At 40.5% G+C, this 14,511-nt stretch carries 14 protein-coding genes and 2 pseudogenes; all 16 read right to left on the reverse strand.

The window, feature by feature from the left end:
• Positions 1 to 437 precede the first annotated feature (437 nt).
• The 16 genes and pseudogenes from HMPREF9965_RS09220 to HMPREF9965_RS09295 all read right to left on the reverse strand — a co-directional run bounded on the left by HMPREF9965_RS09220 (position 438) and on the right by HMPREF9965_RS09295 (position 14,471).
• A complete protein-coding gene (locus tag HMPREF9965_RS09220) occupies positions 438 to 1,130 on the reverse strand; it encodes an alpha/beta hydrolase-fold protein (protein ID WP_000175774.1) in 693 nt (230 codons plus the stop codon).
• Positions 1,111 to 2,121, reverse strand: coding sequence for an ABC transporter substrate-binding protein (locus tag HMPREF9965_RS09225; protein WP_000753264.1), 1,011 nt, complete (start codon positions 2,119 to 2,121; stop codon positions 1,111 to 1,113). Before HMPREF9965_RS09225 ends, HMPREF9965_RS09220 begins: the two co-directional genes overlap by 20 nt.
• Positions 2,122 to 2,140: 19 nt before the next feature.
• Complete coding sequence (locus HMPREF9965_RS09230; RefSeq protein ID WP_000363107.1) at positions 2,141 to 2,896, reverse strand: ABC transporter ATP-binding protein; 756 nt, start codon at positions 2,894 to 2,896, stop codon at positions 2,141 to 2,143.
• 1 nt (position 2,897) lies between these two features.
• Positions 2,898 to 3,944: a FecCD family ABC transporter permease gene (locus HMPREF9965_RS09235; protein WP_000949324.1), complete on the reverse strand. Its 1,047-nt coding sequence runs from the start codon at positions 3,942 to 3,944 to the stop codon at positions 2,898 to 2,900.
• A gap of 156 nt (positions 3,945 to 4,100) precedes the next feature.
• Positions 4,101 to 4,709 carry a TipC family immunity protein gene (locus tag HMPREF9965_RS09240; protein ID WP_000721865.1) on the reverse strand — a complete coding sequence of 203 codons (609 nt, stop codon included), beginning with the start codon at positions 4,707 to 4,709 and terminating at the stop codon, positions 4,101 to 4,103.
• Between the two features lie 10 nt (positions 4,710 to 4,719).
• Positions 4,720 to 5,187 (reverse strand): hypothetical protein, encoded by a 468-nt coding sequence (locus tag HMPREF9965_RS09245; protein WP_004243803.1) that lies wholly within the window; start codon positions 5,185 to 5,187, stop codon positions 4,720 to 4,722.
• Positions 5,184 to 5,798: a TipC family immunity protein gene (locus HMPREF9965_RS09250; RefSeq protein ID WP_000721846.1), complete on the reverse strand. Its 615-nt coding sequence runs from the start codon at positions 5,796 to 5,798 to the stop codon at positions 5,184 to 5,186. The genes HMPREF9965_RS09245 and HMPREF9965_RS09250 overlap by 4 nt, the downstream gene beginning before the upstream one ends.
• 12 nt (positions 5,799 to 5,810) lie before the next feature.
• Positions 5,811 to 6,422, reverse strand: coding sequence for a TipC family immunity protein (locus tag HMPREF9965_RS09255; RefSeq protein WP_000721866.1), 612 nt, complete (start codon positions 6,420 to 6,422; stop codon positions 5,811 to 5,813).
• A gap of 10 nt (positions 6,423 to 6,432) precedes the next feature.
• A pseudogene (locus HMPREF9965_RS09260) lies at positions 6,433 to 8,073 on the reverse strand (hypothetical protein).
• Positions 8,063 to 8,422, reverse strand: coding sequence for a DUF3958 family protein (locus HMPREF9965_RS09265; protein ID WP_000039827.1), 360 nt, complete (start codon positions 8,420 to 8,422; stop codon positions 8,063 to 8,065). Before HMPREF9965_RS09265 ends, HMPREF9965_RS09260 begins: the two are co-directional and overlap by 11 nt.
• A complete protein-coding gene (locus HMPREF9965_RS09270) occupies positions 8,419 to 8,697 on the reverse strand; it encodes a TIGR04197 family type VII secretion effector (protein WP_000108753.1) in 279 nt (92 codons plus the stop codon). The genes HMPREF9965_RS09265 and HMPREF9965_RS09270 overlap by 4 nt, the downstream gene beginning before the upstream one ends.
• A gap of 630 nt (positions 8,698 to 9,327) precedes the next feature.
• Entirely contained in the window at positions 9,328 to 9,597 is a 270-nt protein-coding gene (rpsO, locus tag HMPREF9965_RS09275; protein ID WP_001018251.1) for a 30S ribosomal protein S15, read from the reverse strand.
• A 144-nt stretch (positions 9,598 to 9,741) separates the two neighbouring features.
• Positions 9,742 to 12,443 (reverse strand): annotated as a pseudogene (locus HMPREF9965_RS09280) (FtsX-like permease family protein).
• A gap of 1 nt (position 12,444) precedes the next feature.
• Positions 12,445 to 13,146, reverse strand: coding sequence for an ABC transporter ATP-binding protein (locus tag HMPREF9965_RS09285; protein ID WP_000323382.1), 702 nt, complete (start codon positions 13,144 to 13,146; stop codon positions 12,445 to 12,447).
• A gap of 122 nt (positions 13,147 to 13,268) precedes the next feature.
• Positions 13,269 to 13,961 carry a phosphoglycerate mutase gene (locus HMPREF9965_RS09290; protein ID WP_000240126.1) on the reverse strand — a complete coding sequence of 231 codons (693 nt, stop codon included), beginning with the start codon at positions 13,959 to 13,961 and terminating at the stop codon, positions 13,269 to 13,271.
• Between the two features lie 129 nt (positions 13,962 to 14,090).
• Complete coding sequence (locus tag HMPREF9965_RS09295; RefSeq protein WP_000856371.1) at positions 14,091 to 14,471, reverse strand: hypothetical protein; 381 nt, start codon at positions 14,469 to 14,471, stop codon at positions 14,091 to 14,093.
• Positions 14,472 to 14,511 lie beyond the last annotated feature (40 nt).

Below are 14,511 nucleotides of genomic sequence, written 5' to 3' on the forward strand. Positions count from 1 at the left end.
CTCTTTTAATATATTCAGAGCAAATTTCATATTCTACTCTATCATCTCAAAAAGATTTTGTACCTCTTTCTTTAGAAATAAAGGAGTATTTTCTTTTATCGAATAAATTCATGATGAAAATATCAGTCTTCAAAAATACATATTCCTAGTGTTAGTAATATGAAAATGATTGAGATTAAAGTGTGTGATTTTCTACAAATATCTATCATTTCATCAATCCTATAATATTCTTAATAAATCTCGTCTGCTCCTTTCCAATGACAATCCGGTCACTTTTCATTATAGAACATGTATTTTTCTGCATTCAAAGAAACTCTAAAATCATAAAAACGCATAATATAAGAAATTCAAAGAGTTCAATATTATGCGTTTTATTGTGGAAAATTTTACTGGATTTTCTCCTCAAATTTAATTTTTGCCTTGTCTCTTCTCTTACTTTATTCAATCTCCCATTTTTGAGCCAACCAGCTAGAAAAGGCTAGAAATCGCTCAGCCACTTGCTCATGATGTCCATAAGGATCAAAGACAAACTGACCAGTCGGATAGCGCTTCTGAAGACTGGTATGAATCCGCTCAGCATAGACTGGTGCTTGAGCCAAGCGATTGGTATGATGCGCTCCTTCTGTTTGACCATTTTGTAAATACAGCAAGCAGTCCAGATTTTCCAGATTTTCTTCCTTACAGAAAGAAACAAAATCAGGATACCAAAAGGAACCGCAGATGGAGAAGACACAGGAGACCTTGTCAAATCCGAAAAGACTGTATACTGCCGCCAAACCACCTAGTGAATACCCTCCATAGGCAAGACGGTCTTTGTCCAGGCGATAAAGCGACTGCAACTTGTCTAAAAGACCTCCAAATAATTGACCATGATAGGCAGTTGCCTGACCACCAAAATCTGGAGCCCCCTCTCTCAGAGCAAATGCCTTCCAGGGAGTGTAGTCGTCTAGGCGATTTTTAGAGGACAAGCCCACTAAAATCACAGATTCAGAAAGGGAAGATAGGAAATCCAAGTCTCCATCATTCAAGAGAATCGCTGGATAGGTTTGATTGGGATCATAGATCGAAGGAAGGCTGACCTTAACTTGGATCCCTTCCCAATCAAACTCATTATTTATTGATAAAGTCATTGATTTTCTCAAGGGAATCAATCACTGCTGGACCATAGTCCATCAACTCATCGTAAGAGATAGTCATGATTTTTTGATTCTTAATAGCAGGAACATTTTCCAAAACAGCATTTTTCTTCATCAACTCTACTGCGTTGGCATCCAATTTTTTATTGCGGTCGCTGGTTACATAGATAATCAACTCAGGATCCATTGACACGAGATTTTCCAAGGTCAAGCCTGATGTTCCCGTTGCGACGTTGGTATAACCAAGTTGATTCAACAAGCTTTCTTGCAAAGCAGACTTGTATGCACCAAAGGTTTCGTCATTATAAGCAACCATAATCAAAGCCTTTTTCTTTTCACCTTGGCTTGCTGGGTTTGCTTTCTTAACAGCGTCAATTTTAGCTTGTAATTGAGCTGCATATTCATTGGCCTTGTCCTGAACATTAAAAATCATTCCAAGATTTTTGACATCTTCTACAATATTCCCCAAATCTTGCTGAATCGTTGAGAGAGAAGCTTTTTGCGTATAGACTGGGATTTTGTTTTCATTCCAAGTGCTAACTGTTCCCAAGGATTTTTCAGAAAACATCATGTTTCGACCCATCACAGCGTCTGGCTCATAAGAAAGGACTGTTTCTTGTGAGACTGTTTTTTTATCGCCAATTTGAGGAATAGTCGCAATCGCGTCCTTGTATTTGTCCGTCACAGCATTATCAGGGTTAAGCATGCCAGCAATTTTATCCTTCAAGCCTAACTCCAATAAGATTTCAGTGGTTGAAAGATTGTTGGTGATAACTTTTTCAGGTGCCTTGTCAAAGACTTGTTCGACTTCATTTCCCTTAGCATCATAGGTCTTGACCGTTAACGGATAAGTCGTCTCTGTGCTGGCCTTTTGACTTGTTTCTGTGCTAGACTGTGTGGTAGTTTTTTCTGTAGTAGTATTGCCACAAGCTGCCATGGTTAGGGTAGCTACCGTTACGAGTAAAATGCTTAGTGTTTTTTTCATCTTGTTTTCCTTTTCATTCTTATAAATAGTGAATCATAGCTTGCTGATCCTCGGTCCAAGTAACCTGACTTTGAACTCCGTATACAGTTTGCAATGACTCAGGGGTGATGGTCTCCTTTGGAGTCCCTTGGTAAAGGATTTCTCCCTCTTTCATCAGATAGAGATAATCCGAATAGCGACAAGCAAGTTGAATATCATGCAGGACAGCTAGAACATTGATCTTGAGATCTCTCACAATGGCCAGCAAGTCTAGCTGATACTTGATATCCAGGTGATTGGTTGGTTCGTCCAGGAGCAAGAGAGTCGGTTCTTGCGCCAAGGCGCGGGCTAATAAGACTCGTTGTTTCTCCCCCCCTGACAGAGACGAATAGAGACGAGTTTTCTTCTCAAGCATATCCACCTTGACGAGAGCATCTTGAACGAGGGCATAATCTCTTTCCTTTTCCTTCTGTAAAAAAGAGAGGTGGGGAGTTCTTCCCAGCAAGACGATTTCCTCAACTGTACAATCAAACTGCAATTGATTAAACTGGGTGACAACTGCCATTTGCTTGGCTGTTTCTTTGAGTGACCAATGCTCCAGTGGCTTTCCATCTAGGCTTATCAGGCCTTTGTCCGCCTTTTCCTGACGATAGAGGAGTTTAAGCAGGCTGGTTTTCCCACTTCCATTCGGTCCTAGTATCGTATGAAATTGATGTCCCTCAACCTTAAGAGAAACTCCTTTGAGGATTTTTTTCTCTCCTAGTCCAAAGTGGATATCCTGACAAATCAAGTCCATATCAGGCCCTCACCTCCCTTCGCCTACCTCCAACAATGTAGATAAAGAAGGGAGCACCTACTAAGGCTGTAAAAATACCAATAGGCAACTCTGCGTTTGGAATGGTGATACGAGAGAGTACATCTGCCCAGATGACAAAGAGGGCACCAAGTATGGTCGCAACAGGAAAAAGTCTCCTGTAATTCGTTCCTACTAACCCTCGAGCTAAGTGAGGAGTAATGAGACCAACAAATCCAATAATTCCACAGGTTGCCACTAAGACTGCTGTTAGCACAGCCACCATGGTCACATAAAGATACCAATAAAAGCGTAAGGGAATGCCCAAAGTTAAAGCAGCCTCATCTCCCATCATCATCGCATTAAAAACACGATACTGAGTAGAGAAAAATAGAAAGGCCATTCCTACTACTACAGTTGGCAGAACTAAGTCAGACCAGGTAGTCCCGGCAAGCGAGCCCATGGTCCAAAACTTAATGGTCATCACACTGTCAGCATTAGCACCCACTGAGATAATAAAGTTGGAAAAAGCCAGAAAGAGAGCATTGACCACCGTTCCTGATAAGATCAGACTAGAAGTCGTCATCCTTCCCTGCATAGAGGCAATGATGAGGACAGCAATTGTTGCCAAAATAGCTCCAAGAAAAGCTCCAAGGCTAATCATCACTTTTAAACCAAGAATGATGCTTAAGGTTGCTCCTAGAGTTGCACCTGCAGAGATTCCTAAGATATAGGGCTCAGCGATGGGATTGTTCACTGTGGACTGCATCACACTACCACACATAGAAAGACCAGCCCCTACTATCAAGCCTAACAATACTCTGGGGAATCTCATGTTCCATACAATGGCAAGAGTAGACTTGGAAACCTCTCCTATCTCAAGAGGAAAACCCAACCTGCTCAAAATAATTCGATAGGTATCTCCTAGATCAATCGCAACGGATCCCATAGAAACAGCCAGAAAGAGCGAAATCCCTAAAACAGCTAGCAAAATACCCAAAAACAACACAAATTGCAGGTCCCTTCGGCTTCCAGAAAATTTGGAAAGCATGCAAACCTCCTTTGGTAGAATCTTAAAAATTTAGAAAATTCTCATGAAAAGTATACCATATTTTTATTAGATGAACAAGGATAGAAACATATATAGAAAAAGCCCTCTGAAGTCAGAGAGCTTAGCTGTCTATAAAATTAGTGAAAATTCTTTATATCACCAATTCTCCCACTGGGTTTCAATCTTAACATCGCCATAGTTGCTTGGCGAGTACTTGCTGTCATAAATGGTACACCAATCTTTCAAGACTTTCTGGTTGACGATTTCGTCGAAGTCTTTCTCTAATTCTTCTTTGGTTATGTTGTATTTTTTTAAATAGTCTCTTACTTTTTCTTCATCATTAAGATATTGACCTGGTTGCCTTGGCTCTTCAAAAATCGCAAGTCCTTTTTTGAGCACTTTCTTTTGCATATTATAGTGTGCTGAATACCATAGGGTAATATCCGAATTAATCCTTTTTTCAAAACGTATCGTCATCCCTTTAATACCTTCTCCAAAATTAAAGCTAATACTTATGTCTTTATAACCTTCAGGATGAGTTTGATACTTCCCTGAAGGGGTGTATGCAAAATATTCTCCATCGTTAGGCCAATCGGGTCTGATTTTAAACCCATCTATGTTTCTTAAAATATTATTTGACCGATAGGTTTTCTCCGTTTCTTGGTAAATTTCATCAAAAATATTTTTAGGTTGTTTAGGAAAAAAGTAAAAACAAACTGATACAAGTAATACAATTATTGTTAAAACACCTAGTATTTTCTTCATAGACTTCCTCCTAGTCCGCCACGGCTTCCAAGCTGTTTAAAAACTTGAACACTCCTGGATATTTTCTTTCAATATATGCTTTAAGAGCATCCTCTCCATCTAGCTTAATATCCGTTGGTCGCAAACTATCATAAATAGCATCTCTGACTGTATCCCAATCCTTATTTTTTAGGAATTCTCTTTCTCTCTGAGAGGAGTCTTTTTGAAGGTCAGCATAGTAAGAAGAGTTTGCTTGGTCATAGGATTGCCCCTTTTGCATACGACCGATAAGGTTGACCGAGTCCAAATCCGCCTTGTAGTCATCTTCTCCGATGCTTGGCTTCATATCGTTTGCATTAAAGGTCGTATCTCCCTCCCAACCTGAAAGGTCCTTGACACGCTCTCTACCGCCATAGAGATCGGCTAACTGAACTTGATTAGGATTAAGATGAGTGGCCATAGTGATGGAATGATGGGTAAAGTCTGCATGACCTGTCACCAATTCTCCCACTGGGTTTCGACTTTCACCTCGCCATAGTTGCTTGGAGAATACTTACTGTCATAAATGGTACACCAATCTTTCAAGACTTTCTGGTTGACGATTTCGTCGTAGTAAGCATCCAAATCCTTGGCAGTGATACCATACTGCTCTAGGTAGGATTTTACTTGAGTCTCGTCTTCAATATATGTTTCAATATCTGCTTTCTTTAAAACTACTCTCACAGATTTTTTTAAAGTACGGTCTTGATAAGTATATTTATTCCATATTCTAACTCTCGTGTTTGGTCCTATTTGTCTCTCAAATGAAATGGAGCTTAATTGAGATGTATATTCAAAATTAAAGCCAATTTCTATTTCAGAATAATCTGACGGTGTTTTCTCTTTGTTATACAATCCAAATGGATTTTGAGATATATTAGGATCATCACTTGGCCAACCTGATCTGATTTTAAACCCATCTATATTTCTTAAAATATTATTTGACCGATAGGTTTTCTCCGTCTCCTGATAAAGCTCATCAAAAATGTTTTTAGGTTGATGGATAAAAAAGTAGAAACAGGATAATACAATTAGTGCGAATAAGGCTACTAGGCCTAGGATTTTCTTCATGTTGTCACCTTATCACCAATTCTCCCACTGGGTTTCAACCTTAACCTCTCCATAGTTGCTTGGCGAGTACTTACTGTCATAAATGGAACACCAATCTTTCAAAACTTTCTGATTGACGATTTCGTCGTAGTAAGAATCCAAATCCTTAGCAGTGATACCATACTGCTCTAGATATGATTTTACTTGGGATTCATTGTCGATATAATTTTCGGAATTTCCCTTTATTACAATTACTTCTACTTCTTTTTTCAAACTTTTTTCACGATAGCTATATCCTACTCTTACCCGTATTCTAACTCCTGAATCAATATATTTATCAAAACGAATAAAACTTGTTTGTTCTAAATTTTGAAAATTAAAGCCTAGTACGATTTTACGATAATCATTAAAAATATTGTCTTTATAGGTTACATGTGGACTATATTTCAAACTCTCATTATCACTTGGCCAAACTGGACGAACAATAATATCTTCATTTTTTCCAAAAATGTTATCTACCTGATAACTCTTCTCCGTTTCTTGGTAAATTTCATCAAAAATGTTTTTAGGTTGACGCACAAAGAAGAATAGACAAACTGATACAAGTAATATCACTATTGTTAAAACGCCTAGGATTTTCTTCATAGACTTCCTCCTACTCCGCCACGGCTTCCAAGCGGTTTAAAAACTTGGATACACCTTGATAGTTACTTTCAATATATGCTTTAATAGCATCTTCTCCTTTTTCCATAACCTCTAATGGTAGAATACTAGCATAGATAGTGCTTCTGACCTGCTTCCAATCTTTATTTTTCAAGAATTCTCTTTCTCTCTGAGAGGAGTCTTTTTGTAGATCAGCATAGTAAGAAGTTATGGCTTGGTCATAGGATTGCCCCTTCTGCATACGGCCGATAAGATTGACTGAATCAAGGTCTGCCTTGTAGTCATCTTCACCAATGCTTGGTTTTTTATCCGTAGCATTTTTAGTCGTGTCTCCTTCCCAGCCTGAAAGATCCTTGACACGCTCTCTACCGCCATAGAGATCGGCTAACTGAACTTGATTAGGATTAAGATGAGTGGCCATAGTAATGGACTGGTGGGTAAAGTCTGCATGGCCTGCTCCATTGTTAGAATAAGCCTTCAGTTTCTCATCCCAAAACTTATCAAAATTCTCTGAATTTTCATAAGCTCTTTGATAAGCTTCTTTTGAATCTTGATATACTAGAGGATGATCTTTCTTCAAATCACCAGATGCACTGTATTCCCCACTAGCCAATTCGTGTTGCAGTCTAAGGTTATAATACAGTTCTTTGGCCTTTTCTTCTTTCAACCCAAGTTCTTGAAAGATTTCAAGAATTGGTTTTTCTACTCTCATTTTTTCAACTGTAGATGGACTGCTAACAACCTCATCAAAAAAATAATTTTTTAAATAGCCCGCAGTTTCGTTCCACTTAAAATCATTATAGTAGGCTGCACCGACGACTCGCAAAAAGATATAGTCACGGAACTCTTGACTTGAGGTAGGGAACTTCTTGTCTATTCCTTGCTTGATAGTCAAGAGCTGTTGGGCTGTTTCTGCATCAAAGCCGTATTCTGCCATCATGGTTTGGACAAAGGCTTTCTCTTGACGGCTGAGTTGCATGTCCTTTGTATCAGAATAGGCAGTCAGGTAGTTGGCCCAAGTCAGGTCAGATGGGACTTTAAAGACCCCTGTCTTTGCATCCCAACTCGTTTAGATCTGGGCCAATCCTCGACTCAACTGCACATCGATACTGTCTAGATCATCGAACAGTCCTCCTGAATAGCTATCATAGGCACGCAGGTCTCTCAAGATTGTTTCATAGACACGTTTATTCGCGTGGTGTCCTCGCATGAGTTCCACATTACTGCGTCTCAATCTCCCTTTTTCTTCACTATCCATGGTCAAGCTAGAAAGGGATTGGTTGACTTCATCTAGATAGGCAATCATTTGCTCTTCCTGACGGATCTTATCAAGCAGATCATCCTCGCGCCAACTCTTGCTGTCGACCATCGTTTGGTAGTCTTCTGGTAGTTTCTTGATGGCTTGAGAGAAGATTTCTGCATAGAGTTGTCCCCCTTTGCTCAAGGGCAATAAGACACTTGCAAAAAAACTTCTAGCCGAATTATAAGCATCGCCCTTTAGACTCTCTGTATCCTCTGAAAACTTTTGGATGGCTGATTGCAAGTCTTGATAAGCCTCCACCTGAGATTGACACATGGTCGCTACACTCGAACTTTGTAGTTGCGATTGTTCCAAATACATATCAATGCCCATGTCGTTTCTCCTCCTCTCTTTCTAGTTCCTTGCGTCTTTCATAGTAAACCGCATCCAAGTCTCCCTCTAACCGGAACTTTTCTTTTTTCAAATCATCCATGCGGTAGCTGAGGTTCTCAAGAATTTGGTTTTTAAGTTGGTTTCTTTGTAGGAGCGTTTCTTCCAACTGTCCTGCATATCGGCTCTGATAGGCCGCCTCCCACAAATCATTTTGATAACGGTGACTAGCTCTATCATACCCTTCAAAGGTTTCTATCAGTTCTTTAGTGCGATATTTCTCTTTTCCATTGTCTTCTAGCTGGTACAAGAGTTCTCGCTCTCTTTTCTTCAACTCATCTAACTTGCTCATGTATGACTCCTAAAACCATTGGCACCCGCTTCATCTAGCGCCTCAAAATCACTCGCTATAGAGTGCAGTCGTTCTGAAGTCAGGGTGACGGCTGCCAAAATCTGACTAGCTAGATTTTGAGACTTTGTCAGACATTGATGGGCTTTGTTATTCCCTTGAAGGGTCGTTCGATCATCTTGACTAGCCACAGCAATTGCTGTTAACGATTGACAAGCATTTTTAAGCTGACTCGCATAGGTTTGCGCAATATTTAGATCACTTTTTACTGTTGACATGACTGTTCTATCCTTTTCTCGAATCCCTAGTGATAGTTCACTTCATTTAGCTATATAGGCCTATTATACCATGTTTTGAATACAAGCCCTAGTTTATACTATATTTAGATAATAGAAAAACCTTATAGTGAAAAAGATGAAACTCCTTGTGTTCATCGAACACGGTGTCCTTTCCCTATTTTCATACGGATTTTTAACGCCCTTAGCATCCTATTTATTGCTGGATAAAACATTTATAGATTAGGCGACAAGCCGAAGATTGTAGGAAAATTTTAGTGTAACAAAAAATCTCCCCGAAGGGAGGCAAATCTGGTTTATTTTACCTTACAGTGCTAGGAAACATAACCGAAGATTATACTTGAGTATATTGAGGTATGGTAACAACATAAAAAGCCCTCTGAATCCAGAGAGCTAATTTGAGCCTAGGCTAAAATCCTAGTGAAAAAGATGAAACTCCTTGTGTTCATCGAACACTGCGTCGTTTCCCTATTTTCATACGGATTTTTATCGCCCTTAGCATCATGATTCTTGCTGGATAAAACGTTTATAGACTAGGCGACAAGCCGAAGATTGTACTGATGGTACATCGAGGCGAAGGCAACGAAGTATAGAAACGTTTTAGACGCAAGATTAGCGACGAAGTCCTAGAGAGTTGATTAACTCACGGTAACGGTTAACGTCGTTTTTACGCAAGTATGCAAGCAAGTTACGACGGCGACCGATTTTCTTCATCAATCCACGGTAAGTAGCGTGGTCTTTTTTGTGTTGTTTGATGTGTTCGTTAAGGTGGTTGATTTCCCAAGTAAGGACAGCAACTTGAACCTCTACTGAACCTGTATCACCTTCGTGACGTGCATATTGTGCGATGATTTCATTTTTTTTCTCTTTTGAGATTGCCATGATGTTTCTCCTTTTTATTTGGCTTCATCCGAGTGACAGGTTGGCATGCCTGTAACCAAGAAGAAGTTATTTGTCTTTACGACAGTTCTTATTCTACCAAGAAGCAAAGACTTTGTCAACTGATTTACTGTTTAAAACCGTGAATTACTCTATTGATTTCAGGGCTTCAAGCATATCTACTTTTCTCAAGTGGTGATTGACAAAGAGCCCTAGTAAAGTCAAAATCACAGTCACTGCGACGATTGGAAGAGCATAGACTTCCCAGCTGACCTGAGGATAAAAGAGTATGGTGGCTGGTGAAATCATTTGAATCAAAAATTGATGTAAATAGTAGCCAGCTACCAAACCTAGGACAATTCCCACAAGGGACAGCACCATGGTCTCACGGTAGATATAGAGGGTCACTTCTTTATTATGGAAACCGAGAACCTTGATAGTGGAAAGTTCACGGATACGTTCTGCGACATTGATATTATTGAGATTGTAAAGAATAACAATGGCTAGTAAAACGGAAACAAGGACAAGGATTGCCATGGTTTTATTTAGTGAACTAGCCACGGATTCAAAGAGGTGAATGGCAGTTGCATTTTGAACTACCCCAGAAATAGCTGCTTTTTCCATAAAAGTAGCAGCTTCTTTCTCGTATTGGAAGGTGTTGGATCTTTTAATTTTACTAGGTAGGTATTGTCTTGCGGACTGGTGCCGTAGACTTGTTCGTAAGTCTCTCGGTTGAGATAAACAAAGTGTCCAACATAGTTTTCAGAAATAGCTGCGACCTTGATTTCCTTCCCATCAAGCTCCAGCTTGTCCCCAACCTTAACATTTGCTAGTTGAGCTAGTTTTTGACTCACGACCGCTCCAGCAGTGATCTCCACCTCTTGGCCATTTTCCTCTAATGCGATAAAGGGCTTGAAGTCTTCACCACTAGTAACCATCATGGTGATGGTTTGAAGTCCTGCTTTTCCTTTGAAATCTTTTTCAATGGTTTTAGAATAAATCTTTTGGTAAGCATGGATAGATTCAGCCTGCAAGGCATTTTCCAGATCTGCTTTTTCTTGCTCACTGGTACTGCTTTTTTCCGCTACAATCATCTGGTACTGCTGGATTTGTTCAAATTGGCGCTCGACAACTCCTCCCACAGAAGACTGAATGCCAAGACCTGCAAATAAGAGAGCAACCGAACCCGCAACTCCAAAAATGGTCATCAACATTCGTTGCTTATAACGAAAGATATTTCGCGCAGTAACCTTATGAGTGAAGCTCAAACGACTCCAAATAAAGCTCAGGCGTTCCAGCAAAATCTTTGATCCCTTAACAGGAGGTTTGGGAAGCAAGAGTTGGGCTGCTTCATCGTGTAATTCCCTCCGTGCCACCAGATAAGCCGGCAAGACACTGGATACCCAACTCAAGGCTAGGGCAAGGAGGCTATAAGACCAGTAAAAATCCTCCTGACTTTTACCAACGACCATTCCAGTTGTTATAACATCCGAAATCACTCCTGCAAGGAGATAATGTCCTAGAAGCGTTCCTAAAATGGTTCCTACAGTTCCTGCAAGAAAACCATAAAGGACAAATTTAGCAACAATATCTTGATTCCGGTAACCTAGGGCCTTGAAAATACCGGCATTGGTACGCTCTTCATCCACAAAGCGAGTCATCGTTGTAAAGGTCACCATCGCAGCGACCATATATAGCACCACTGGGAAGATATTTCCGACAGAACGAATACTTGCTGAAGCGTTACTATACATGAGATAACCTTGACCACCTGGCATGGTTTGGCGGTTGTAAACATGGTAAGCCGGCTCTGCCAGTTCATCAAGCTCTTTCTGACGCTGTTTTAGCTTCTCTTTTTCCTTAGTTAGATCACTCTCTGTCTGATCCAGTTTTTCTTTTTTAGCCGTCAGTTCTTCCTTAGCTTTTGTCAATTGCTCCTTGGCTTGACTCTTTTGCGGTTCTGGCAAAGCGGTAGCTTGTTCTTCTTGCGTTTTCAAGCGACCTTCAGCCTGCTCTAACTGACTTTTGCCATTTTGAAGGTTGCTTTCAGCAGTTTGGAGCTGTTCTTTCCCCTCTTCCAAGCTCTTTTGCCCATTTGCTTTGATACCTGCCAATCTTTTTTGACCATTATCTGCTAGCAAGTCTTGCAACTCTTCCTGATGTTGGGTTCGTTTGGTCTTATAGTCTGATGAAAAAGCATCCAGATTTTTTAAATCATCATAGCACACACGCGCAATACTATAAACATCTGAATCAAACTGGCTGGGCAAAATCACTCCATAGCCAGCCAAGCTTCCATTTCCACTGCTAGCACTCCCTAGGTCTTTTTTAGAAAGGAGCTCACCCGACTGAACAAATCCAGTAATTGTAAAAGTTTGGGATTTTAGGACGGACTTCCCTTCTTCTTTCTTAGTAAAGGTAATGGTCTGCCCAATCTGATAGCGGTCTTTCCAGAAGTCGGCTAAGGCAATTTCCTCATCAACCTCTGGCAGTCGCCCTTCTGTCACTTGGAAGGTTGAAATCCCCTCTGGCTTGGAATAAAGTCGAACCGCTTCTTCACTATTTTCTACGGTCAGGTCTGCCATATAGCCAAACTCAACACTTGCTCCTTTGAGGGTCTTTAGTTCGTCCTGGTCTTCTTTGTCCAAGCCATAATCAGCTATCACTGCCAGATCCAGGGTATTGGCTTTACGGAGATAATCCCCTGCCGTTCGTTCCATATTGGGACTGGCTACTTTAAGACCTACTAGAGCTAGAGAACCCAGCATCATCAAGGTCAAGATAGAAGCAAAGCGTCCCTTGGAAGCAGTCACCGACTGGAGCAAGTCTTTTCGGTATATTTTTTTCATGCTAATACTCCAATGTATCAATATCCTGTGGATGCTCATTGATTGTTACGCTCTTAACCGTAGCATCACGCATGTGAATCACCCGATCTGCAATAGGAGCTAGCGCGCTATTGTGGGTCACGATAATCACTGTTGATCCTTTTTGACGAGACATGTCTTGGAGAATTTTCAAGACTTGCTTCCCCGTCTGGTAATCCAAGGCACCTGTCGGTTCATCACAGAGGAGAATTTTAGGATTTTTGGCTACAGCGCGTGCAATGGAGACTCGCTGTTGCTCCCCTCCAGAAAGCTGGGCTGGAAAGTTATTCAGGCGATGAGCCAAACCTACATCTGTCAAGACCTGCTCAGGATCCAAGGCATCAGCTACAATTTCTGAGGCCAACTCTACGTTTTCCTTAGCTGTCAGATTGGAGACTAGATTGTAAAACTGAAAAACAAAGCCCACATCATCTCGACGATAGTTTGTTCGTTGGTGGGAATTGTAGTCAGCAATATTGGCACCATCAATCCAAATCTCTCCCTCATCATTGGCATCCATACCTCCTAGGAGATTGAGAACCGTTGACTTTCCAGCACCAGAAGCACCAAGGATAATAACCAGCTCCCCCTTTTCAATTTCAAAATTCACATCACGATTAGCCACAATCTCCGTATCCCCAACCTGGTAACGCTTGTAGCTGTGTTTCATTTCAATATAGGCCATCGTCCCTCCCTCTTTCTTACAATCAAGTCACTCTTTACTATCATTATAACGCTTTTTTAACTAGTTGAAAACTAGAAGCAAACACAAAAAAGCCTAGGAATCCTAGGCTTTCTGTTTATAGATTATTTTCCAAGGTAGTATTCAGAAACTACGTTCAATTTTTCGTCAAATTCGAATACCAATGGTGGGAAGTTAGGGATTTCCACGTCCATGATTTCGTCATCTGACAAGCGTTTGATGTGTTTTACAAGGGCACGGATTGAGTTACCGTGAGCTCCTACAAATACGTTCTTACCATCTTTAAGAGCTGGAGCGATTTTATCTTCCCAGAATGGAAGGGCACGTTCCAAAGTTACTTTCAAGTTTTCAGCATCTGGGATAACTGAGTCGTCAAGTGAAGCGTAACGACGGTCAGTGTGCGCTGAGTGCTCATCGTCACGGTCCATGTTTGGAGGCAATACATCGTATGAACGACGCCAGATGTGTACTTGCTCATCACCAAATTGTTCAGCAGCTTCAGCCTTGTTTTTACCAGTCAAACCACCGTAGTGACGTTCGTTCAAGCGCCATGATTTTTCAACTGGAACCCACAATTGGTCAGCAGCCTCAAGAGCCAAGTTTGTAGTTTTGATCGCACGTTTCAATACTGAAGTGTAAGCTTGGTCAAATTCGATACCAGCTTCTTTGATCAATTTACCAGCGTCAATCGCTTGTTGTGTTCCTTTTTCAGACAAATCAACATCAGCCCAACCAGTGAAAAGGTTAGCTTTGTTCCATTCAGACTCACCGTGGCGAGCAAAAACCAATTTTACCATTAGATGGATTCTCCTTTAATTTTTCGAGGTTGCCCCTCGTTTATCTATTCTATTTTACACAATTTTTCACAAAAAAGCTAGTGAAAAACAAAAAGGAAAGGACTGTTTGGCAATCCTTTTCCTTATTTTTTATCCTTCAACTTTGAATTTTTTGAGACTTCCTAAAAATAGTGAACCACCAATAATTGCTAGGATTCCTCCTACCCAACCAAGGGCTGGAATCAAGCCAACTGCTCCACCTACGATTAATAGGACAGAAGGAGCCGAACCAACACGACTTTCTCCCTTATAGTATACAATAGCAACAATTCCTAAAACTAAAATAGCAATTTTAACCAATGACAAAATAATTGAGAGCCCTGTCAATGTCCCAACCGTTACATCTGCGTCTTCAGTTGCCGCAGCAGCTCCAATAGCCATGATAAACATGTTGACTGGCGCTAAAAGCAATACAATTCCTGAAATAAGACCCAAAATAGCGTTGATATGAGCAAGTGTATTTGTTTTCATAATAATCTCCTTAAAATTTTTATAGGTATTATTCAATCAT

This window comes from Streptococcus mitis bv. 2 str. SK95 (assembly GCF_000222705.1).
GTDB classification, from domain to species: Bacteria; Bacillota; Bacilli; order Lactobacillales; family Streptococcaceae; genus Streptococcus; species Streptococcus mitis_AY.

Bases quoted from the DNA above. Each gene is read 5' to 3' on its own strand.
- HMPREF9965_RS09220 (WP_000175774.1), bottom strand. From the start codon at position 1,130: ATGACTTTATCAATAAATAATGAGTTTGATTGGGAAGGGATCCAAGTT.
- HMPREF9965_RS09290 (WP_000240126.1), bottom strand. From the start codon at position 13,961: ATGGTAAAATTGGTTTTTGCTCGCCACGGTGAGTCTGAATGGAACAAA.
- HMPREF9965_RS09285 (WP_000323382.1), bottom strand. From the start codon at position 13,146: ATGGCCTATATTGAAATGAAACACAGCTACAAGCGTTACCAGGTTGGG.
- HMPREF9965_RS09235 (WP_000949324.1), bottom strand. From the start codon at position 3,944: ATGCTTTCCAAATTTTCTGGAAGCCGAAGGGACCTGCAATTTGTGTTG.
- HMPREF9965_RS09270 (WP_000108753.1), bottom strand. From the start codon at position 8,697: ATGTCAACAGTAAAAAGTGATCTAAATATTGCGCAAACCTATGCGAGT.
- HMPREF9965_RS09295 (WP_000856371.1), bottom strand. From the start codon at position 14,471: ATGAAAACAAATACACTTGCTCATATCAACGCTATTTTGGGTCTTATT.
- HMPREF9965_RS09265 (WP_000039827.1), bottom strand. From the start codon at position 8,422: ATGAGCAAGTTAGATGAGTTGAAGAAAAGAGAGCGAGAACTCTTGTAC.
- HMPREF9965_RS09225 (WP_000753264.1), bottom strand. From the start codon at position 2,121: ATGAAAAAAACACTAAGCATTTTACTCGTAACGGTAGCTACCCTAACC.
- HMPREF9965_RS09255 (WP_000721866.1), bottom strand. From the start codon at position 6,422: ATGAAGAAAATCCTAGGCGTTTTAACAATAGTGATATTACTTGTATCA.
- rpsO (WP_001018251.1), bottom strand. From the start codon at position 9,597: ATGGCAATCTCAAAAGAGAAAAAAAATGAAATCATCGCACAATATGCA.
- HMPREF9965_RS09230 (WP_000363107.1), bottom strand. From the start codon at position 2,896: ATGGACTTGATTTGTCAGGATATCCACTTTGGACTAGGAGAGAAAAAA.
- HMPREF9965_RS09250 (WP_000721846.1), bottom strand. From the start codon at position 5,798: ATGAAGAAAATCCTAGGCCTAGTAGCCTTATTCGCACTAATTGTATTA.
- HMPREF9965_RS09240 (WP_000721865.1), bottom strand. From the start codon at position 4,709: ATGAAGAAAATACTAGGTGTTTTAACAATAATTGTATTACTTGTATCA.